This is a genomic window from Catellatospora sp. KI3, from assembly GCF_029948125.1.
Lineage (GTDB): Bacteria > Actinomycetota > Actinomycetes > Mycobacteriales > Micromonosporaceae > Catellatospora.
Genome location: NZ_JASAMB010000002.1, coordinates 304,866 through 326,903, shown reverse-complemented (window position 1 = coordinate 326,903; position 22,038 = coordinate 304,866). Strand labels below are relative to the sequence as shown.

The following is a 22,038-nucleotide window of genomic DNA, read 5'->3' as shown; positions in this document are numbered from 1 at the left end:
ACGGGCGTACGGTCCCAACTCTCTCACGGGTGCGGGATCCGGGAGATCTCAGGGTGGATTCAGGTGTTCGGGGGGTCCGAAAGTAGTCCTGACACGGCAGAATTCCGGCCGTGACGACGCAGACGCTTCCTCGATCCCCCGAGGCCTGGGTGGGGATCGTACGCTCCGGACCCGCCCCGGATCAGGCCCCGGCCGTGGTCACCGCCGTCTACCGGCTGTGGCTGCTCGCATTCACGCTGAAGATGCTGGGCTCGACCTGGGACATGTCCTGGCACTTCAAGTGGCTGCGCGACGACTTCGCCCCGCCGCACCTGCTCAACACCGCCGGCACGGTGCTGGTGGTGGCGCTGGTGCTGTTCCAGGCGTACCACAGCGTCGGGGTGGACGCCCCGGCCAAGCGCCTCATGATCGGCGGCACGGCCACCTTCCTGGTGGCCATCCCCATCGACATCCTCAACCACCGCATCAACGGCCTGGACATCACCGCCTGGAGCGCCAGCCACGCGCTGCTGTACATCGGCACGGCGTTCATGCTGCTCGGCGCCGCCCGCGGCTACTGGATCTCCACCCCTCCCAGCCGCGCGCGCATCGTCGTCAGCGCCGTGCTCTGGGGCTTCTTCCTGGAGAACGTCCTGTTCCCGAACCAGCACCAGGAGTACGGCGTGCTGTCGCTGCAGTCCTGGGAAGCGGGCACGCCGACCGCCGAGCCGAGCCTGCTCGAGTTCGCGGCGGGCCAGATCGGGCGCGCCGTCGACCACATCGCCGTGCAGGGCTTCGCGCTGCCGGTCGACTCCTGGGTGTACCCGTCCTGGCTGGCCGGGGCGGCGCTGCTGACCCTGGTCGCGGCCCGGCTGTTCGTCGGCGCCCGCTGGACCGCGACCGCCATCGCCGCAGGCTACCTCGGCTACCGCCTGTTCGCCTGGATGCTGCTGGCCGGCACCGGCTTCCCGAAGTCGATCCCGCCGCTGCTGCTGCTCGCGGGCGCGATCGCCATCGACGTGGTGTTCCTGGCCCTGCCCACCACCGCCGCCCCGGTCGTCACCCCACTGGACGGCGTGGTGACCGCCCGCCCGGCCACCGCCCCGGGCACCGGCCGCGCGCTGCTGGTCGCCGTGTTCGGCGCGGCGCTGGCCACCGCGTCGCTGGCGGGCGCGGCCTGGCTGCAGGACTTCTTCATCGGCGCCCCGCCGATCGACTACCCGGCCTTCGTCTGGGGCGGCCTCGTCCTGGCCGCCGGGTGGGCCGTCCTCGCCCTGGCCACCCGCCCCCGCCACACCGCCTGACCGCTTCGCCACGCCGCGATGGCCGCCGCCCCGCCCGGGACGGCGGCCATCGCCGTCTCCACCGACAGCGCCCCGACCTCACCCACCGCGCCCGAGTCCCCCGAGGCGCCCCCAGGCCCTCGACGGCGCCGACTTAGCATTGACGGTGGCCTATCTAGAGCACGATTCTCGCGATTTCGTCCTCTGGATAGGCCAGCGTCAATTCAAGAACGGGGGTCAGGCGAGCCAGTCGTGCTCCATGCGGACGCGGGCTTCGAGTTCCAGGAGCTGGCGCTTGCGGGGCAGGCCCCCGCCGAAGCCGACCAGCTTGCCGCCCGCGCCGACCACCCGGTGGCACGGCACCACCACCGCGACCGGGTTGCGGTTGCAGGCCACGCCGACCGCCCGCGCCGCGTCCGGCTCCCCGATCGCGCGGGCCACCTCCCCGTACGTCAGCGTCTCGCCGTACGGGATGCGCGACAGCTGCGCCCACACCGCCCGTTCGAAGTCGCTGCCGCGCCGGACCGACACCGGCAGCGTGAACTCGACCAGCTCCCCGGCGAAGTACGCGTGCAGCTGCCCGGCGACCGCGTCCAGCCGCCGGTCGGCGTCCACGACCACGTCCAGCTTGCCGAACTGCAGCGCGCACAGCCCGAGGTCGTCGACCGCGCAGCTCAGCGGGCCGATCGGCGTGTCCACCACGGTCCAGCGCACGGTCATGAGCCGAGCACGTCCTTGAGCAGCTGCACGCACCAGTCGAGCAGCTGCTGGTCGCGCAGCGGCTCGCCGCCGACCCGGCGGTTGGTCGGCACGGGCACGCTGACCTGCCCCGCGACCTGCTTGTACACGGCGTCGGGGTGGTACCGCTTGAGCCGCAGCTGGCGGGAGTCGGGCAGTTCGAGCGGGCTGAACCGGATGTGCCGGCCCTGCATCGAGATCTCGGTCAGGCCGTACTGCCGCACGGCCAGGCGCAGCTTGGCGACCGCGACCAGGTTCGCCACCGGGGCGGGCGGCTCGCCGTAGCGGTCGGTCAGCTCGGCCACCACCTCCTGCAGCGCCACCTCGTCGCGGGCCGAGGCCAGCTTGCGGTAGATCTCCAGGCGCAGCCGCTCGGAGTCGATGTAGTCGTGCGGCAGGTGCGCGTCGACCGGCAGGTCGATCTTGACTTCGGCCGCCTCCTCCTCGCCCTTGCCGCCGCCCTTGAACTGCTGCACCGCCTCGCCGACCATGCGCACGTACAGGTCGAAGCCGACGCCCTCGATGTGGCCGGACTGCTCGCCGCCGAGCAGGTTGCCCGCGCCCCGGATCTCCAGGTCCTTCATCGCCACGTACATGCCCGCGCCGAGCTCGGTGTGCTGGGCGATGGTGGCCAGGCGCTCGTGCGCCTGCTCGGTGAGCGGCTTCTCCGGCGGGTAGAGGAAGTAGGCGTAGGCGCGCTCGCGGCCCCGGCCGACCCGGCCCCGGATCTGGTGCAGCTGGGCCAGGCCGAGCAGGTCGGCCCGCTCCAGGATCAGGGTGTTGGCGTTCGGGATGTCGATGCCGGACTCGATGATGGTGGTGGCGACCAGGACGTCGTACTCCTTCTCCCAGAAGCCGACCATCACCTTCTCCAGCGCGTCCTCGCCCATCTGGCCGTGCGCGGCGACCACGCGCGCCTCGGGCACCAGCTCGCGCAGGCGCCGCACCGCCTTGTCGATCGTCTCGACCCGGTTGTGCAGGTAGAAGACCTGGCCGTCGCGCAGCAGCTCGCGGTGGATCGCGGCGGCGACCTGCTTGTCGTCGTACGCCCCGACGTAGGTGAGCACCGGGTGGCGCTCCTCCGGCGGCGTCGTGATCTGGGACATCTCGCGGATGCCGGTGATCGACATCTCCAGGGTGCGCGGGATCGGCGTCGCCGACATGCTCAGCATGTCGACGTTGGTGCGCATCTCCTTCAGGCGCTCCTTGTGCTCGACGCCGAACCGCTGCTCCTCGTCGACGATGACCAGCCCGAGCTTGCTGAACCGGGTGCTCTTCTGGATCAGCCGGTGGGTGCCGATGACGATGTCGGCGCGGCCGTCGGCCGTCATCGCCAGCGTCTCCTCGGCCTCCTTCGGGGTGGCGAAGCGCGACAGCTGCCGCAGCACCACCGGGAACTGCGCCATCCGGTCGGAGAACGTGTTGTAGTGCTGCTGGGCCAGCAGCGTCGTCGGGACGAGCACGGCGACCTGCTTGCCGTCCTGCACCGCCTTGAACGCCGCCCGTACCGCGATCTCGGTCTTGCCGTAGCCGACGTCGCCGCAGATCAGCCGGTCCATCGGGGCCGTCTTCTCCATGTCGGCCTTGACCTCTTCGATCGCCGACAGCTGGTCCGGCGTCTCCTGGTACGGGAACGCGTCCTCCAGCTCGCGCTGCCAGGGCGTGTCGGGGCCGAACGCGTGGCCGGGCGCGGCCTGGCGCGCGGCGTACAGCTGGATCAGCTGCGCGGCGATCTCCTTGACCGCCTTGCGGGCGCGCGCCTTGGCCTTCTGCCAGTCCGCGCCGCCCATCTTGTGCAGGGTCGGCTGCTCGCCGCCGACGTAGCGCGACAGCTGGTCCAGGGCGTCGGTGGGCACGAACAGGCGGTCGCCGGGCTGGCCGCGCTTGCTGGAGGCGTACTCGATGACCAGGTACTCCCGGTCGGCGCCGTTGACCTTGCGCTGCACCAGCTCGACGTACTTGCCGATGCCGTGCTGCTCGTGCACCACGAAGTCGCCCGCGCGCAGCTCCAGCGGGTCGATGGTGTTGCGCCGGCGCGAGGGCATCCGGCCCAGCTCGCGGGTGGCGCTGCCGCGCCCGCCGGAGATCTCCGACCCGGTGACCACGGCCAGCTTCGCACCCGGTGCGACCAGGCCCTGCCGCAGCGGGCCGCAGGAGACGAGCACCTGGTTCGGCGGCGGGACGTCGGCGATCTCGTCGACCAGCACCGCGCCCAGGCCCGCGTCGCGCAGCACCTCGACGGAGCGGTTGGCCGGGCCGTGGCCCTCGAAGACCAGCGCCACCCGCCACCCCTCGGCCAGCCAGCCGCGCAGGTCGGCGAGCACCTTCGCGGTGTCGCCGTGGTACAGCTGCGGCTGGGTGGCGGCCCAGGTCAGCACGGTGGCGGTGTCCGGGGCGACGTGCACCTCGGGCGCGTCCAGCCACGGCTCGTCGGCCGCCCCGGCCGGGCGCTCGGTCTCCACCAGGCCGAACGGGGACACCGTCCACCAGGGCAGGCCCAGGTCGGCGGCGTGCTGCCGTACCTCGGCGAGGGTCTTGAAGGCGGCGGCGCCGAGGTCGATCGGGGCCTTGCCGCCGACGGCGGCCGCGGCCCAGCTCGCCTCCAGGAACTCCGCCGAGGTCCGGACCAGGTCGTGGGCGCGGGTGCGGATCCGCTCCGGATCCGCCAGCAGCACCAGCGTCTCCGCCGGTACGCAGTCCAGCAGCAGCTGCATGCTGTCGCCGCCCGCGTGCAGCGCCGGGGACAGCGACTCCATGCCCTCGACCGGGATGCCCTCGGCGAGCTTGGTCAGCATCTCCTCCAGCGCCGGGTGGTCGGCGGCCAGCCGCGCCGCGCGGGCCCGCACGTCCGGGGTGAGCAGCAGCTCGCGGCACGGCGGCGCCCACAGCCGGTCGACCTTGTCGATGGTCCGCTGGTCGGCCACCGCGAAGGTGCGGATCTCCTCCACCTCGTCGCCCCAGAACTCGACCCGGGACGGGTGCTCGTCGGTGGGCGGGAAGACGTCGAGGATGCCGCCGCGCACCGCGAACTCGCCGCGCTTGGTCACCAGGTCGACGCGGGCGTACGCGAGGTCGTGCAGGGTGTGGGTCAGCTCGTCCAGCGGCGCCGAGTCGCCGGGGCGCAGGTCGATCGGGTTCAGGTCGCCCAGGCCCTTGAGCTGCGGCTGAAGTGCGCTGCGGACCGGCGCGACGACGATGCGCAGCGGTCCGGCGTCCGCGGGGTGGGCCAGGCGGCGCAGCACGGCCAGGCGGCGGCCGACGGTGTCCGAGCGCGGCGACAGGCGCTCGTGCGGCAGCGTCTCCCAGGCCGGGTAGACCGCGACGGTGTCCCGGTCGACGAACGCGCCGAGCGCGTCGGCCAGGTCCTCGGCCTCGCGGCTGGTCGCGGTGACCACCAGCAGCGGGCGCGCGGCCGCGGCCGCGGCGACCAGGAACGGCCGGGCCGAGGCGGGCGCGGTCAGGTCCAGCTCCGGTTCGGTCCGGGCCAGTTGTGCGGTACGGGCCAGCGCCGGGTCGGTGAGAGCGGCTTCGAGCAGTCCGGTGAGGTTCACGGGTACGCCTTCCACGTTCGGCCACGCCGAATCGCCCCGCAGCCAGAAAGGTGCGGGGTCCTGCGCCCACCCTACTCCGCCCCCTCGTCCCCCTCCTTCCCTTTCCTACCCGCGCGCCACCCGCAGCTTTGGTGCGGTTTCGGAGAAACTGCAGGTATCGAGGCCGGTATTCGTGCACTTTCCCGGAAACTGCACGAAGCGCGTGGCCTCACGAGGCGTGATCGCGGAATGTGGGATGGTCCGCGTCACAGCGCCGATCAGGGCCGCTGCGGGCTAGAGTTCAGGTCGGACAGCGTCGTCCTTCACTGCACGAAGAGGGACATGACGCGGAAGGACCAGCGGTGACTGAGCTGACCTACGATCCGGAACTCGACGCCGCCGGTGAGGCCGCCGACGTCGCCGACGCCGCGCTCCGCGCCGACATCCGCCGCCTGGGCACCCTGCTGGGCCAGACGCTGGCCCGTCAGGAGGGCCGCGGCCTGCTCGACCTGGTCGAAGAGGTGCGCGCGCTGGTGCGCAGCGACGCCGAATCCGCCGCGATCAAGCTCGGCGCGCTCGACGTCTCCACCGCCACCCTGCTGGCCCGCGCCTTCTCCACCTACTTCCACCTGGCCAACATCACCGAGCAGGTGCACCGGGCCCGCGAACTGCGCCGCCGCCGCGCCGTGCACGGCGGCTGGCTCGACGGGGCGGCGAAGCTGATCGCCGAGCGCAACGTGCCGGCCAGCGAGATCGCCGCCGCCGCGCGCCGCCTGGCGATCCGGCCGGTGTTCACCGCGCACCCCACCGAGGCCGCGCGCCGGTCCATCCTGACCAAGCTGCGCGCCATCGCCGACGAGCTCGACGCCGAGTACGCGGCCAACGCCCTCTACGGCGAGTCGTCGCTGCGCGACAACCGGCTGGCCGAGGTGCTGGACCTGCTGTGGCAGACCGACGAGCTGCGGCTGGACCGGCCCGACCCGACCGACGAGGCCCGCAACGCCGTCTACTACCTGCGCGACCTGTACGACGACGCCGCCCCCCGGGTGCTGGACGACCTGGCCGAGACGCTGAAGCGGCTCGGTGTCGAGACCGCGCCGACCTCGCGCCCGCTCACGTTCGGCACCTGGATCGGCGGCGACCGCGACGGCAACCCGTACGTAACGCCGACGGTCACCCGCGACGTGCTCCTGCTCCAGCACGAGCACGGCATCCGCGCGGTCGAGGCGGCGCTGGAGGACCTGATCAACGAGGTGTCGGTGTCGCGCCGCATGCGCGGGGTGTCGCTGGACCTGTCCGCGAGCCTGGCCAAGGACCTGGACGCGCTGCCGGAGGTGACCGACCGGTTCCGCCGCGTCAACGCCGAGGAGCCGTACCGGCTGAAGGCGCGCTGCATCCGCGCCAAGCTGGCCAACACCCGGGCCCGGCTGGCGGCCGGCACCGCGCACGTGTCCGGCCGCGACTACCGGGGCACCCGCGAGCTGATCGCCGATCTGGAGCTGATGCGCGCGTCGCTGGCCCGCAACGCCGGGCAGCTGACCGCGGTGGGCCGCCTGGCCTCGGCGATCCGGACCGTGAGCGCGTTCGGGCTGCACCTGGCCGTGATGGACGTGCGCGAGCACGCCGACGCGCACCACGCGGTGCTGGCGCAGCTCTACGCGCAGGTCGGCGAGGTCAGCAACTACGCCATGCTGGGGCGGCAGGAGCGCATCGCGCTGCTGGCCAAGGAGCTGACCGGGCGGCGGCCGCTGTCCAGCGCGGACAGCCCGCTGACCGACGCGGCCCGCAAGACGTTCGACGTGTTCGGCACGATCCGCTCGGCGCAGGAGCTGTTCGGCGAGGACGTCGTGGAGTCGTACATCATCTCGATGACGCGGGGCGTCGACGACGTGCTGGCGGCGGCGGTGCTGGGGCGCGAGGCGGGTCTGGTCGACCCGAACGCGCCGCGCGCCTCCATCGGGTTCGTGCCGCTGCTGGAGACCGTCGCCGAGCTGCAGGCCGGTGGCCAGATCCTGGACGAGCTGCTCAGCCTCGCGCCGTACCGGGCGATCGTGCGGGCGCGCGGGGACGTGCAGGAGGTGATGCTGGGCTACTCCGACTCCAACAAGGAGGCCGGCATCACCACCAGCCAGTGGGCCATCCACAAGGCGCAGCGCTCGCTGCGCGACATCGCCGCCAAGCACGGCGTGCGGCTGCGGCTGTTCCACGGCCGGGGCGGCACCGTCGGCCGGGGCGGCGGCCCCACCCACGAGGCGATCCTGGCCCAGCCGTACGGCACGCTCGACGGTGCCATCAAGGTCACCGAGCAGGGCGAGGTCATCTCCGACAAGTACACGCTGCCCGCGCTGGCCCGGGAGAACCTGGAGCTGACCGTGGCGGCGGTGCTCCAGGCGACGCTGCTGCACACCGCGCCCCGCCAGCCCGAGGAGGCGCTGGCCGAGTGGGACGCGGCGATGAGCACCGTCTCCGACGCCGCCTTCGGCAAGTACCGCGAGCTGGTCGAGAACGAGCAGCTGCCGGAGTACTTCTGGGCGGCGACGCCGACGGAGCTGCTCGGCGCCCTCAACATCGGCTCCCGCCCGGCCAAGCGGCCGGACTCCGGCGCGGGCCTGGGCGGCCTGCGGGCCATCCCGTGGGTGTTCGGCTGGACCCAGACCCGGCAGATCGTGCCCGGGTGGTTCGGCGTCGGCACCGGCCTGGCCGCCGCGCGCGAGGCGGGGCTGTCGGACCGGCTGCGCGAGATGCACGAGCGCTGGCACTTCTTCCGCACGTTCCTGTCCAACGTCGAGATGATGCTGGCCAAGACCGACCTCACCATCGCCCGGGGCTACGTGCAGACGCTGGTCCCCGAGCCGCTGCGGCACATCTTCGGCACGATCGAGGAGGAGTACGAGCGCAGCGTCGCCGAGGTGCTCGCCATCACCGGCGAACCCGCCCTGCTCGACGCCCAGCCGGTGCTCCGGCGCACCCTGGCCGTGCGCGACACCTACCTGGAGCCGCTGCACCACCTCCAGGTGGCGATGCTGCGCCAGTACCGCGACGCCGGGATGGCCGGGCGGGCGATCGCGACCGCCCCGGGCAGCCGCCGGGCCCCCACCACCGACCCGACCCTGGAGCGGGCGCTGCTGACGACCGTCAACGGCATCGCCGCCGGCATGCGCAACACCGGCTGACCTGCGTTTTGAGTCCGCTCAGGCGACTCACACGGTTCTCCCAGCGGGTGCACTCGACCGGGGTGCGTCCTGCTGCCACACTTGTCACCTGTCGGTCACGGAGGGGCGCTAGTCTCGCGACGACGCGAGTGGCGCGAAGGAGTGGACCGGCCGGAAGTCGGGGAGGCAGGAGCGATCGTGAGCGAGCGGAGCGAGCGAGTGGTGAGCGACGAGGCGTTGCGGGGCGCACCGTCGTGGACCCCGAACCCGACGGAGCTGTCCGATCTGGAGCTGCTGCTCAGCGGGGCGTACGCGCCGCTGGGCGGGTTCCTCGGCCGCGACGACCTGCGTTCGGTGGCGGCTACGGCGCGCCTGGGCGACGGGCGGCCCTGGCCGCTGCCGGTCAAGCTGGAGGTGCCCGCGGGCATGCTCGACGGCATCGACGTCGCCGACCGGCCCCCGCTGCTGCTGACCGACCCCGAGGGCGCCCCGGTGGCGCGCCTGGACGTGACGGAGGTGTGGCCCGCCCGCGAGGGCTGGGTCGGGGTGGCCGGGCCGGTCACCCGCACCGGTGACGGCGGCCGTGCCCCGTTCGCGCGCCTGCGCGTGCCCACCGAGCGGGTGCACGGGCTGATCACCGCCCCGCGCGTGCTCGGCTTCTTCGCCGACCGCCCGCTGCACCGCCCGCAGCTGGCCCAGCTCAACCACGCCGCCCGGCAGCTCAACGCGCAGCTGCTGGTGCTGGTCCCGGTCGGCGCGCCCGGCCCGGACGGGCTGACCGCCGAGGCGCTGGTGCGCTGCGTGCTGGCCGCCCGGGACCGGATGCACGACCCGATCATCGTGGCCGTGCCCCTGGTCGACCGGGGCAACGAGATCACCGACGCCCTGGTCCGCGCCAAGGTCGCCGCGGCGTACGGGGTGACCCACCTGCTCGGCACGCCCGGTGCGATGACCGGCGCCGGCCCGCGCGTGCTCATCCCGCGCGAGCTGGTGTACGACAGCCGCGACGGCCAGTGGCGCGACCGCGACGAGGTGCCCGAGCGGTTCGAGCGGATCGCGCTCACCGACGAGGAGATCGCCGGCCTGCTCGACGACGGCCTGCCGCTGCCGGAGTGGCACACCCCGCCCGCGGTCGCCCGCGAGCTGACCCGCTCCCGGCCGCCGCGCCGCCAGCGGGGCCTGGTCCTGTTCTTCACCGGCTTCAGCGGCTCCGGCAAGTCCACGGTGGCGCGCGGGGTCGCCGACGCGCTGCTGGAGACGGGCGAGCGCAGCCTCACCGTGCTCGACGGCGACGTGGTGCGCCGCGAACTGTCGGCCGGGCTGGGATTCAGCAAGGCCGACCGCGACCTGAACATCCGCCGCATCGGCTGGGTCGCCGCCGAGGTGGCCCGGCACGGCGGCCTGGCCGTGGCCTGCCCGATCGCGCCGTACGCCAGCGCCCGCGCCACGGTGCGGAGGATGGCGGTGGCCGCCGGGGCCGACTTCGTGCTGGTCTACGTCGCCACCCCGCTGGAGGTGTGCGAGCAGCGCGACCGCAAGGGCCTCTACGCCCGCGCCCGCGCCGGGCAGCTCACCGGCATGACCGGCATCGACGACCCGTACGAGGTGCCGACCGACGCCGAACTGGTCCTCGACACCTCGGCCGGCACCATCGAAGACGCCGTCGGCGAGGTACTCGCGTACCTCGCCGACGAAGGCTGGATCAATCCCCGCTAGCGCCGGCGGCCCAGCGGGAGGGTGTCGATGTCGAAGGCCGGGTGCTGGCTGAACCGCTGGAACGAGGCCAGCCCGGCCGGGGTGTCGTCGATCATCGAGCTGCGCCCCTCGGCGCTGGGCGACTCGAAGTAGACCAGCGCCTTCAGCCGCGGGAACGACTCCAGCTGCAGCCGGGCCGAGTCGAAGAACTCCGACTGGTGCAGCGGGTTGCGGGCGGAGTGCCACACCCCCCACTCGCCCAGCATCAGCGGCTTGTCCGGGAAGGACGTCGCGGCCCAGTTGTAGAAGCCGGGCCAGTCCTTGCGGCTGCCGGAGACCCGGTTCATCATCTCGGCGAAGTCGCCGTAGCCGTAGCCGGGCTCGCTGTAGGCGTAGGTGTCCCAGGCCACCCAGTCGACCACGTCGTCGCCGGGGTACAGCTGCTCGAACCAGCCCTTCACGTTCCACGGCACGAAGGCCATGTAGCACATCACCGAGACCAGGTTGGACACGCCGCGCTGGCGCAGACCGGTCACCACCTGCCGGAACGCGGCGGCGTAGTCCAGGGCGGTCATGCCCGACCCGGGCCGGTTGACCACGTCGTTCTCGGGCTCGTGGTTCATCGTGAAGAAGAACGGCTCGGTCAGCGAGCTCTTGATGTGGGCGGCAAGCCGGTCGAGGTAGGCCTCGGTGCCCCGGTCGCCCGCGGCGATCTGGGCCCAGTTCGCCTGCTGCGGCTTCCAGTTGAGGAACAGGATCCGCCGCTGCTGCGGGTCCTTGGTGATGGACAGCTCCTCCGCGGTCGGGAACAGCTCGGTGCCCCGGTGGTACGCGTGGTAGATGACCTGGCGGCGGTCGGTGCGGCGCTCGAACTCGTACAGGGCCTCGATGCGGTTCTGCCGGGTGTGGGCGCCGGCGGCGACCCCCCACAGCGCGCCGCAGGTGGGCACCAGGTTCGCCCCGATCACGCAGTCCGCCGGCAGTTCCGGCCCGGTCGACGGGCTGGGCCCGGTGCTCGGCCCGGTGCTGGGTCCGGCGCTCGGCTCAGCACTCGGCTGCGGCTCGGCGCTCGGTTCCGCGCTGGGCTCGGGCGCGGTGCTCGGCTCGGGCTCGACGCTGGGCTCGGGACCCGGCTCAGTGCCGGGGTCGGTGCTCGGCTCGGCGCTGGGCTGCGGGTCGAGGGTGGGATCCGGACTGGGCTCGGCGCTCGGCTGAGGTTCGACGCTCGGCTGAGGTTCGACGCTAGGCGCAGGCTCGATGCTCGGCTCAGGTTCGATGCTCGGCTCAGGCTCGGTGCTCGGCGCGGGCTCGGTGCTGGGCTGAGGTTCGATGCTCGGCACGGGGTCGACACTCGGCACGGGGTCGACGCTGGGCAGGGGCTCGGCGGACGGGTCCGTGCCGGGGTCGGCCGGCGAGGGCAGGTCGGTCGGGCTGGGGCCCGAGGAGGGCTCCTCGCCGGTCGTCGGCTCGTCCGTCGGCCACGGGTCGACCACCGGCGACGCGGACGGCCACGGGTCCACGCTGGGCGAGGCGGACGGCCACGGGTCGGCGCTGGGCGAGGCGGACGGCCAGGGCTGCTCGCTGGGCGAGTAGGACGAGTCCGGCCACGGGGTGACGCTGGGCGCGGTCGACGGCTCGGGCAGGTCGACCGGGCCGACCGAGGTGGACGGGTCGGGAAGGGGGCTCGGCTCCGGGCTGGGCTCGGCCGAATCGGACGGCGCGGGCCAGGTGCCGGCGCTCGGCTCGGTCGAGACGGCCGGGCTGGGCTCCGGCTCCTGCGCGGGCCCCTCGGGCGACTCGCTCGGCTCCGGGCTGCCCGGGACCGGTTCGCTGCTGCTGGTCTGATCGTCGCTCGGCGACGGGTCGGCCGGCGACGGGTCGGCCGGGTCCGGCGTCAGGGTGGGCGTCCCGATCGGATCGGCGGCCGGTGTCGTCGTGGCGGTGCCGCCGGGCTGCGCGCTCGCGGCGGCCGTGGCGGAAGCGGTCGCCGTGGGCGACGGTACCCCGGGCAGCGTGCTGCCCGTGCTGGGCAGGGCGTTCCACTCGAAGGTGATCGTGGGCGGGCCGGTGCTGGTGGCACCTGCCTCCGCCGCGACGAAGTAGGCCAGCTGGTTGCCGGTCGGCGCGGTCACCGCGAAGGCGTACCAGCCGGAGCCGTTGACGACCCGGGTGATGTCGAAGGCGACGGCGCGGTCGTAGCGGCCGGGCGTGACCGAGGAGACGACGTTGCCCAGGCGCGGCGCGGTGGCGGCGGTGAGCGTGCTCTGGCGCCACCGGGTGTCGGGCACCTGGGTCAGCTCGACCACGCGCGGCAGCGTGCCGCTGTGGCGGCCGAGCCACAGCCAGATCCGGTCGGGGCGCCGCCCCTCGGGCAGCTGCACGTGGAACTTCAGGTAGCTGACCGCCGCTCCGCCCTTGTAGCCGCCCGCGGTGAGGTAGACCTGGCGGCCGGCACCGGCGGTGGGCGCGGTGCTCAGGGTGTACGCGTCCTCGGTGACCGAGACGCGGGCAGGCGGCGGGGTCAGCGCCCCGCCCAGCAGTCCGAGCAGGACCGCCGAAGCCAGAACCGACATGCTGACGGTGATCGCGATGCCGACGCGGGTCTTGCTCATCGCTCGCCCCTTCCCCCGAAGCCCCCGGTACGCGAGCTGGATTTATGTCCAGTTGTGCGTATCCTCGAGGGCATCATATCCGTTTAGGAAGGTTTGGGAGCTTTTTGGCGTCAAAGCAGCGCTGAGATATTTCATCCCTATATAGCGTTCTAGCTGCGATAACGCATGTTTGTCAGTTTATCGGACCTTGTGCGCAGTTACGTCGCTGCACCCGGACCGTTGACCCCACCGGACGTCATACCGCCGCCAGAAGGGCCCACGCCGTGGAAGCGACTTACGCCGGGTCACCCCCCTCGTCGTACGACATGAGCGACTACCTCGGCCTGCTGCGCCGCCACTGGTGGATCGCGGTGGTGCTCACCGCGCTGGGGGTGGCCGCGGGCGCCGCCTACAACCAGTCGCTGCCGCGCGAGTACGTGTCGGCCGCCTCGGTGCTGGTCCGGCCCGCCGGGCTGGACGCCAACGTCTCCGGCGGCCGTACCCGCGACGAGATCAACCTGGACACCGAGGCGCAGCTGCTGCGCTCGACGCCGGTCGTGGCCGGGGCAGCCAAGCTGCTGAACCGCCAGGACGTCGACGTGCTCGGCGCGTCGGTCTCGGTCGAGGTGCCGCCGAACACGTCGGTGCTGCAGGTCGAGTACACCGCGGGCGACCCGCTGGAGGCGCAGGCGGGTGCCCACGCGTTCGCGCAGTCCTACCTGGCCAACCGGGAGGGCAACGCCAAGGCCGAGCTGACCCGGCAGGCCGACGCGCTGCGGGCCAAGCTCAAGGAGCTGAGCGACGACCTCACCGACATCAACGGCAAGCTGAGCGGGCTGCACTCCAACAGCAGCGCGTACGCCTCGCTGGACAGCCAGCGCGACACCACGGTGAACCAGATCAACCAGCTCAACAACAGGGTCAACGCGCTGGCCACCGAGACGGTCAACGCGGGCGTGATCATCCAGGAGGCGCGGGTGCCCAGCCGCCCGGTCAAGCCGAACCCGGCCGTCAACTACGCCGCGGGCGCCCTGCTGGGGCTGCTCGCCGGGCTGGGCCTGGCCGCGCTGCGCCAGCGGCTGGACCGGCGCGTGCACGGCGGCCGCGACCTGGTCCGGGCCGGGATCGACGTGCTGGGCACGGTGTCGGGCAAGGGCAAGAGCTGCACCGAGGTGTTCACCCCGTTCAGCCCCGGCGGGCGGGCCTTCAACCGGCTGCGCAACGAGGTGGTCGCCGCGCTCAAGCCGGGCGAGCAGGTCGTGGTGGTGACCGGGGCCAGCCGCGGCCCGGCCGCGACGCTGGTGGCGGCGAACCTGGCCGCGGCGCTGTCGCGGACGGGGGCCGAGGTGGTACTGATCGGAGCGCAGGTGCCCGACACGCTGGCCGAGAGCGCGCCGCTGGCGCAGCTGCTCGGGGTCGCCCCGACGCCGGGCCTGTCCGACCTGCTCGCGGGCCGGGTCAACCTGGCCGAGGCGACGCAGCGCGCGGCGCGTACCCCCTCGCTGCACGTCATCACCACCGGCGGCACCGCCACCGCCGCGGGCATGCTGCAGTCGCACGCCCTGCGCGACATCGTGGCGACGCTGCGGGCCCACGCCGACTACCTGGTCATCGAGGCCCCGTCGACCGCGGCCAGCGCCGACGCGCAGAGCCTGGCCAGCCTCGCCGACGCGGCGATCGTCGCGGTCGAGCTGCGGCGCACCCGCCGCCCGCAGCTGTCCGACGCGGCCGAGCAGCTGCGCCGGGTCGGCACGGTGCTGCTGGGCGGCGTGGTCATGCCGAAGCTGGCGCACCGCGCCCGCCGCAAGCCCGCCGCCACGCCCGAGCCCGCGCTGGTCGAGACCGCCGCGCCCGAGCCGGACCCGCACACCAACGGCCACAAGCCGCGCGGCGAGGACCAGACCATCATGCTCGCCCCGGTCGACGCCTCCGAGCTGGCCGAGCTGGACGAGGCGCACCCCCGGTGACCGCCCTGGCCCCGGTCACCGCACTGCCCGCCGGTCCCCCGCCCGCGCGCACCGGGTTCCGGTCGCTGCTGGGGCCCGGCTGGCCGCTCACGCTGCTGCTGGCGCTGTATCCGCTGTGGTGGGCGCTGGGCCTGGGCGTGCTGATCTTCCCGATGGCCGCCGTACCGATGGCGGTGCAGCTGTGGCGCCGCCACACCTCGGGCCGACCGGTGCGGCTGCCGCCCGGCTTCTGGCTGTGGCTGTCGTTCTGCGCGACGGTCGTGGCCGGGCTGGCGGTGCTGGACGTCGATCCGGAGGGGACCGTCGTCGCCGGGTTCGGCGACCGGATCACCGCGGTGGCGTTCCGCCTGATCCAGTACGCCGCCCTGACCGTCCTGCTGGTCTACGCCGGGAACCTGTCCACCGCCGTGCTGACCCAGCGGCGGCTGGTGAACCTGCTGGGCTGGCTGTTCGCGGTGACCGTCGCGGGCGGGCTGCTGGGCACGTTCGCGGGGTCGTTCGAGTTCACCTCGCCGTTCGAGCTGCTGCTGCCCGACGGCGTACGCGGCAAGAGCTTCGTGAAGTCGCTGGTCCACCCGTACGCGGCGCAGATCATGGACCTGGTCGGCGACCCGCTGCCCCGCCCGGCCGCGCCGTGGGGCTACACCAACACCTGGGGCAACAACTTCTGCCTGCTGGTGGTGTGGTTCGTGGTGGCCGTGTTCGCGTACCGGACCTCGGTGCGCACCCGGGTGCTGGCGGTGGCCACGCTGGTGCTGTCGGTCATCCCGGTGGTCCACTCGCTCAACCGCGGCCTGTGGATCGGTCTGGGCGTCGCGGCGGTGTTCGTCGCGGTCCGCCAGGCGCTGGCCGGACGCGTCCGCGCGCTCGTGGCGCTGGGCGTAGTCGGCGCCGGGCTGGTGGTGGCGCTGGCCGCCACCCCGCTGGGCGGCGTGGTCGAGCGGCGGATGGACAACGGCAAGTCCAACGGCGTCCGCATGTTCCTCACCGAGCGGGCGCTGGCCGGGTTCGCCGAGTCGCCGGTGCTCGGCTTCGGCTCGACCCGCAACACCGTGGGCGGCCGCAACTCGATCACCGTCGGCGAGTCAGCGGCGTGCGAGCGCTGCGGCAACTTCACCGTGGGCGGCAACGGCCAGCTGTGGCAGCTGCTGTTCGCGCACGGGCTGGCGGGCACGGTCACCTACTTCGGGTTCTTCGGGTTCGCGCTGTGGCGGTTCCGGCGCGACCGGTCCCCGATCGGGTTGGCGGCCACGGCCGCGATCACCGGCTCGTTCGTGGCCGCGCTCTGGTACAACTCCCTGGTCACGCCGCTGGCGTTCACCTTCCTCGGGTACGTGCTGCTGTGGCGCAACGAGCAGACCCGCTCGGCCGCCTGACCCGGCCGTCCTTTTCGCGCCCCGATTCCCCGCACCGATCCCCGGGCTCCTCCGTTGAGCCCGGAGGACATAACGGACAAAATCGGGAGGATTCGGCGTGGGCGAGCAGAACCTGAGGTCGGCCGCATGAGCCCGATCAGCACCGCCCCGGCCCAGCTCACCCGGTCCGACGCGCAGCTGCGCGGGCAGTTCCTGCGCGAGGTGCTGCAGCTGCTCTACCCGCAGTGCTCCAGCACCGGCGCCCCCGGCACCCGCGTCGCGGAGTACGTCGTGATCCCCGACGCGCGCCGGCCCAAGCTGCTGGTGCCGCTGGGCTCGCGCCGCGTCGCGGCCGCCGCGGTGCGCCGCTTCGCCGAGCCGCAGAGCCGCCTGGCCAAGTTCAAGCGCGACGCCGTCGCCATGGCGCTGCAGTCCGGTGCCTGGCCCGCGGTGCTGCGCGACCGGGTCCGGCTGACCAGCCCGGCCGGGGGCGGCGACACCATCGACGCGTTCCTGCGCCAGGCGCTGGGCACCGACGTACGCGTCAGCATCCACATCGGACCCGCGCGGGCCAACCGCAAGCCGGTGCTGCAGCTGATCAGCCCGGACGGGCAGACTATCGGCTTCGCCAAGCTCGGCGTCGGCCCGCTCACCCGGCGGCTGGTGCGCGCCGAGACCGCCGCGCTGTCCGCGCTGTCGCACGTGCAGCTGTCCGAGGTGACCGTGCCGAGCATCCTGCACGCCGGGCAGTGGCGCGGCACCCAGGTGCTGGTGCAGTCGGCGCTGCCGGTGTGGCAGCCGCGCGCCGTGCTCACCCCGGCCCGGCTGCAGCGGGCGATGGCCGAGGTCGCCGCCGCGTGCGGGTTGACCCAGGGCTGGCTGGCCACCAGCCCGTACTGGGCGGACCTGCGCAACCGGCTGTGCCAGCTGGAGGCCGACACCGCCGCCGCCGACCGGGCCGCCCCGGAGGTGGCCCAGCTGTCGCAGGCGGCCCGCTTCCTGGTCGAGCGCTGCTCCGAGCTGAGCCTGCGCTACGGCGCCTGGCACGGCGACTGGGCGCCGTGGAACATGGCCAACCTCAACGACTCGCTGCTGGTCTGGGACTGGGAGCGGTTCACCCCCGGGGTGCCGCTGGGCTTCGACGCCGTCCACTACGACCTGCAGCGGCAGCTCCAGGACGGGACCGACCCGCAGACCGCGGTCGAGGGCACGGTACGCCGCGCGCCCGCCCTGCTGGAGCCGTTCGAGGTGGTGCCCGGCAGCGCCGAGGTGGTGGCCCTGCTGTACCTGGCCGACCTGGCCACCCGGTACCTCAGCGACCGGCAGGCCGAGGCGGGCGCCCGGCTGGGGGTGCTGGGGACGTGGCTGCTGCCCGTACTCATCCGCAAGGTCGCCCACCTGTGACCCGTCGCCTGGACCGCCCGAGGAGGCAGCAGTGAAGTCGACGCACGTGCCGGAGTCGGTGAAGAAGGTCGTCCACCTCGGCTCCCGGTCGGTCGGGTGGCTGACCTCGGGCGCGCGGATGCTGCCCTCGTTCCTGATCTGCGGCGGCCAGCGCTGCGGCACCACCTCGCTGTACCGCGCCATGGCCGCCCACCCGGCCGTGCTCAAGGCGGTGCTGCACAAGGGCGTGCACTACTTCGACACCAGCTACCACCGGGGGCTGGCCTGGTACCAGGGGCACTTCCCGCTGCGGCGCACCGCCACCCGGGTGGAGCGCGAGCTGGGCGTGCCGGTGCAGACCTTCGAGTCCAGCCCGTACTACCTGTACCACCCGCACGCGGCCGGGCGCATCGCCCGCGACCTGCCCGGTGTGAAGCTGATCGTGCTGGTCCGCGACCCGGTCGAGCGCGCCTACTCCCAGCACGCGCACGAGCTGGCCCGCGGCTTCGAGACCACGGCCGACTTCGCCGCCGCGCTGGACCTGGAGCCCGCGCGGCTGCGCGGGCAGCGCGAGCGGATGCTCGCCGACCAGCACGCGTACTCGTTCTCGCACCAGCACCACGGCTACCGCGCCCGCGGCGAGTACGCCGTCTACCTGCGGCGGCTCGTGCGGGAGGTGCCGCGCGAGCGGATCCTGGTGCTGGAGAGCGAGCGGTTCTTCACCGACCCGGCCGCCGCGTACGACCAGGTGCTCGACTTCCTCGGGCTGCCGCTGCTGGGCTACCCCGACTTCGGGCAGCACAACGCCCGGCCGCGCACGGCGCCGATGCCCGCCCGGCTGCGTACCGAACTGCGCGCCCACTACGCCCCGCACGACGCCGAGCTGGCGCAGTGGCTGGGCCACACCCCGAGCTGGCGCGAGTGACCGGCCAGCTGCTGGCTCCCGCGCCCACCACGGCGCCGGAGCCCGCCGGGGTCTCCGGCGTCGCCCGGGGCGGCCTGGCCAACCTGGCCGGGGCGGCGCTGGCCGGGGTCGCCGGGGTCGGCGTGACCTGGCTGGTCGCGCGGGGCCTCGGCCCCGACTCGGCCGGCTCGTTCTTCGCCGCCACGTCGGCGTTCGTGCTGGTCGGCGGGGTGGCCCGGCTCGGCACCTCGACCGCGCTGGTCTACTGGCCGGCCCGGCTGCGGGCCCAGGGGCGGCCCGAGCTGATCGGCGCGTGCCTGCGCGCCGGGCTGGTGCCGGTCGCCGTGCTGGGCACGATCCTGGCGGCGGGGGTATGGCTGACCGCCGCGCACTTCGTCCCCGAGTACGCCGCCCCGCTCTCGGCGCTGGCCGTGTTCATGCCGCTGGCGGCGCTGACCGACGCGCTGCTGGCGGCCACCCGCGGCTACCGCGAGATGCGGCCGACGGTGCTGCTCGACAAGATCCTGCGCCCGGCGATGCAGCTGTGCGGCGTCGGCGCGCTGGCCGTGCTCGCGGTGTCCGGCGGGGCGGTGCTGTCCACCTCCACCTGGGCGCTGGCCTGGGTGCTGCCGTACGCGCCGGTGGTGCTGCTCGCGGCGTACCTGGTGTGGCGGCGCTGGCAGCGCGAACCGCTGCTGGACCGGCGCGAGCGGCTGGCCGCCCGGATCGAGGGGCGCAGCGTAACCTCGGCGTTCTGGCGCTACACGGCGCCCCGCGCGCTGGCCAACTCGGCGCAGACCGCGCTGCAGCGGGTGGACGTGCTGATGGTCGCCGGGCTGGCCGGGCTGGCACCCGCCGCGGCGTACGCGGTGGCCGGGCGGTTCATCGTGCTCGGGCAGCTGGCCAACGGCTCGATCGCGCAGGCGGTGCAGCCGAGGCTGGCCGAGACCCTGTCCGTCGGCGACCGGGCCGGGGCCAAGCGGCTCTACCAGACCGCGACGGCGTGGCTGGTGCTCATCTGCTGGCCGCTGCACCTGCTGGTGTGGGACTACGCCGACGTCTACCTGAGCGTCTTCGGCGGCTCGTACGTCTCGGCCGCTCCGGCGGTGCGGGTGCTCGCGGTGGCGATGCTGATCGGCACCGGCTGCGGCATGGTCGACATGGTGCTGTCGATGGCCGGGCGGACCACCTGGAACCTCGCCAACGTACTGCTGGCGCTGGCCGTCATGGTCGCCATCGACCTGTACACCATCCCCCGGCTCGGCGTGCTCGGCGCCGCCTACGGCCTGGCCGCCGCGGTGGCGGTCAACAACCTGGTGCCGCTGGCGCAGCTCGCGGGCGCCCTGGGCCTGCACCCGTTCGGTGGCGCCACCCGCACCGCGATGGGGCTGGCCCTGGCCAGCTTCGGCCTGCTGCCCTGGCTGGCCCGGCTGGCGCTGCCCGCCACCGCGCTGGGCACCGGCGCGACGCTGGCCCTGGCCACCGGTGTGTACGTCGGCGGCCTGCGCACCTTCCGGGACCGGCTGGGGCTCGCCGCCCTGCTCAAGGCCGCCCGGCCCACGACCACCCCCGGCAAGCGCCGGGGCCAGCCAACCCGCTAGAAGATAGGACCCGCACCGCATGCGCGCCGACTACACCGAGATCTTCCAGGACGAGGCGACGGTCGAGAAGTACGAGCACGTCGTATACGCCCCGGACAGCTACGCCTCGGCGATCAATCGACGCCAACGCGCCTACCTGCGCAGACTCGCCAAACGCGCGTTCCCCTACCGGCGCCCGGTGCAGCACGACTTCGCCTGCGGCACCGGCCGCGCCATCCGCATCCTGCACGGCCTGGTCCGCGGCGCCCACGGGTACGACACCTCGGCGGCGATGCTGGCCAAGGCCGAGGAGGTCGGCTCGTACGCGGAGCTGCACCTGGTCGAGTCCGCCGGCGAGGTGCCCGACCCGCAGCCCACCGAGGCCCCCGCGCTGGTCACCATCTTCCGGCTGCTGCTCAACGTCGAGCCCGAGGTGCGCGAGCGGGCCATCGCGTTCTCGGCCAAGGTGCTGCCCAACTACGACGCGGGCCTGCTCGTGGTGGAGAACCACGGCAACCGGCACTCGCTGCGGCACCTGCGCCACCACCGCCACGCCGGCTCGCCCTGGTTCGCCGAACTCGACCACACCGAGGTCGCCGAACTGCTGGACCGGCACGGCTTCACCGTCGTCGAGCGGCGCGGCTTCGCCCTGTTCACCCAGGGCTGGTACGGCCGCCCGTGGCTGCGCGGCCTGGCCCGCGTCCTCGACGACGTGTGCGCCCGCACCGGCTGGGGCGGCCGCTGGGCGGTGAACGTGCTGTACGTCGCCCGTCGCACCCGGGCGCACGACTGATGCTCCGCCTGCTGCGCGCCGCCGCCGCGATCGCGGCCGCGCTGACCCTCGCCACCTGCGGCACGACCACCCCGGTCCCGCCGCGCATCGCGACGGACACCGGCCTCGCCACCGGCCCCGTGCCGGTCCCGCGCGGCGGCGCGCTGGTGGGCGCCTGGGTACGCCCCGACAGCCTCACCCAGGCGGGCCGCTTCGCGGCCGTGCAGGACTTCGAGCAGCAGCTCGGCCGACGGCTGGACATCGTCAACACGTACCGGCGCATGCACGAGGAGATCGGGACCGTCTCGGACCGGCGGTTCCGCGACGCCGGGGCCACCCTGATGCTGAGCTGGACCGGCGCCGACAGCGCCGAGGTGCTGACCGGGCAGCACGACGCGGCGATCCGCGAGCGGGCCCGCCAGGTCCGCGACCTCGACGCCCCGGTGCTGCTGCGGCTGCGCTGGGAGATGGACCGCCCCAACCTGGTCGTCGAGGTCGGCTCGCCGCACGAGTTCGTCGCCGCCTGGCGCCGCACCCGGGAGCTGTTCGCCGCCGAGGGCGTCACCAACGCCGCCTGGGTCTGGTGCCCGACCGTCGAGGGCTTCGCCTCCGGCCGCGCCCCCGCCTACTACCCCGGCGACGACCAGGTCGACTGGACCTGCGTCGACGCCTACGCCGGCACCGCCCTGACCCCCATGGCCGACCTCCTCGAACCCTTCCTCCGCTGGGCCGCCGCCCACCCGAGACCCATCATGATCGGCGAGTACGGCGTAGCCCGCGCCTGGTCCCCCACCCAACGCGCCACCTGGCTCACCGAGGCAGCGGCAGTCTTCACCGCCAACCCCCAGATCCGCGCCACCCTGTACTTCGAGTCCGACCCCGACGACCGCCAACCCACCGGCCAGTTCTCCCTCCGCCACGACCCCCTCCCCCTCACCGCCCTCCGCCAGTCCATGTCCCGTTGATCATGAACCTATGGACGTGCCCGACGGCGTGTCCCCACCCTGGCACCGTGATCACCTAGCGGGCGGCAGTGGCAGTGGCAGTGGCGGCGCGGCGGGCGGCGCGGCTCGACGGCGGCGGTGTGGGCGCATGGGCAGCGTGAATGA

The 22,038-nt window shown here is 73.6% G+C and carries 13 protein-coding genes; 10 read left to right on the top strand and 3 right to left on the bottom strand.

What is annotated here, in order from left to right; all coding sequences use genetic code 11:
* Window positions 1-110: 110 nt before the first annotated feature.
* A complete protein-coding gene (locus tag QEZ54_RS05375) occupies window positions 111-1,283 on the top strand; it encodes a hypothetical protein (RefSeq protein WP_281303326.1) in 1,173 nt (390 codons plus the stop codon).
* Between the two features lie 216 nt (window positions 1,284-1,499).
* Here the strand turns inward: QEZ54_RS05375 and QEZ54_RS05370 are convergent, their stop codons facing one another.
* Both QEZ54_RS05370 and mfd read right to left on the bottom strand, forming a co-directional pair.
* Window positions 1,500-1,982 carry a methylated-DNA--[protein]-cysteine S-methyltransferase gene (locus QEZ54_RS05370; protein ID WP_281303325.1) on the bottom strand — a complete coding sequence of 161 codons (483 nt, stop codon included), beginning with the start codon at window positions 1,980-1,982 and terminating at the stop codon, window positions 1,500-1,502.
* On the bottom strand, window positions 1,979-5,551 hold the full coding sequence (mfd, locus tag QEZ54_RS05365; protein WP_281303324.1) for a transcription-repair coupling factor: 3,573 nt from the start codon (window positions 5,549-5,551) through the stop codon (window positions 1,979-1,981). The genes QEZ54_RS05370 and mfd overlap by 4 nt, the downstream gene beginning before the upstream one ends.
* 350 nt (window positions 5,552-5,901) lie before the next feature.
* Between mfd and ppc the strand changes: the two genes are divergently transcribed.
* Together ppc and cysC are read left to right on the top strand one after the other, a co-directional pair.
* Window positions 5,902-8,703 carry a phosphoenolpyruvate carboxylase gene (gene ppc, locus QEZ54_RS05360; protein WP_281303554.1) on the top strand — a complete coding sequence of 934 codons (2,802 nt, stop codon included), beginning with the start codon at window positions 5,902-5,904 and terminating at the stop codon, window positions 8,701-8,703.
* 177 nt (window positions 8,704-8,880) lie between these two features.
* The gene (gene cysC / locus QEZ54_RS05355) at window positions 8,881-10,398 is read left to right on the top strand and encodes an adenylyl-sulfate kinase (RefSeq protein WP_281303323.1); all 1,518 of its coding nucleotides are present in this window, start codon (window positions 8,881-8,883) and stop codon (window positions 10,396-10,398) included.
* Here the strand turns inward: cysC and QEZ54_RS05350 are convergent.
* Entirely contained in the window at window positions 10,395-12,989 is a 2,595-nt protein-coding gene (locus QEZ54_RS05350; protein ID WP_281303322.1) for a hypothetical protein, read from the bottom strand. The genes cysC and QEZ54_RS05350 overlap by 4 nt on opposite strands.
* 263 nt (window positions 12,990-13,252) lie before the next feature.
* Between QEZ54_RS05350 and QEZ54_RS05345 the strand changes: the two genes are divergently transcribed.
* The 7 genes from QEZ54_RS05345 (at window position 13,253) to QEZ54_RS05315 (ending at window position 21,894) form a co-directional block, all read left to right on the top strand.
* Window positions 13,253-14,935: a lipopolysaccharide biosynthesis protein gene (locus tag QEZ54_RS05345; protein ID WP_281303321.1), complete on the top strand. Its 1,683-nt coding sequence runs from the start codon at window positions 13,253-13,255 to the stop codon at window positions 14,933-14,935.
* Entirely contained in the window at window positions 14,932-16,311 is a 1,380-nt protein-coding gene (locus tag QEZ54_RS05340) for an O-antigen ligase family protein (RefSeq protein ID WP_281303320.1), read from the top strand. Before QEZ54_RS05345 ends, QEZ54_RS05340 begins: the two co-directional genes overlap by 4 nt.
* A gap of 126 nt (window positions 16,312-16,437) precedes the next feature.
* The gene (locus tag QEZ54_RS05335) at window positions 16,438-17,694 is read left to right on the top strand and encodes a hypothetical protein (RefSeq protein ID WP_281303319.1); all 1,257 of its coding nucleotides are present in this window, start codon (window positions 16,438-16,440) and stop codon (window positions 17,692-17,694) included.
* A 31-nt stretch (window positions 17,695-17,725) separates the two neighbouring features.
* Window positions 17,726-18,598: a sulfotransferase domain-containing protein gene (locus tag QEZ54_RS05330; RefSeq protein WP_281303318.1), complete on the top strand. Its 873-nt coding sequence runs from the start codon at window positions 17,726-17,728 to the stop codon at window positions 18,596-18,598.
* Window positions 18,595-20,178, top strand: coding sequence for an MATE family efflux transporter (locus tag QEZ54_RS05325; protein WP_281303317.1), 1,584 nt, complete (start codon window positions 18,595-18,597; stop codon window positions 20,176-20,178). The genes QEZ54_RS05330 and QEZ54_RS05325 overlap by 4 nt, the downstream gene beginning before the upstream one ends.
* 19 nt (window positions 20,179-20,197) lie before the next feature.
* Window positions 20,198-20,950, top strand: a complete 753-nt coding sequence (locus QEZ54_RS05320; protein WP_281303316.1) for an SAM-dependent methyltransferase — start codon at window positions 20,198-20,200, stop codon at window positions 20,948-20,950.
* The gene (locus QEZ54_RS05315; RefSeq protein ID WP_281303315.1) at window positions 20,950-21,894 is read left to right on the top strand and encodes a glycosyl hydrolase; all 945 of its coding nucleotides are present in this window, start codon (window positions 20,950-20,952) and stop codon (window positions 21,892-21,894) included. The genes QEZ54_RS05320 and QEZ54_RS05315 overlap by 1 nt, the downstream gene beginning before the upstream one ends.
* Window positions 21,895-22,038 lie beyond the last annotated feature (144 nt).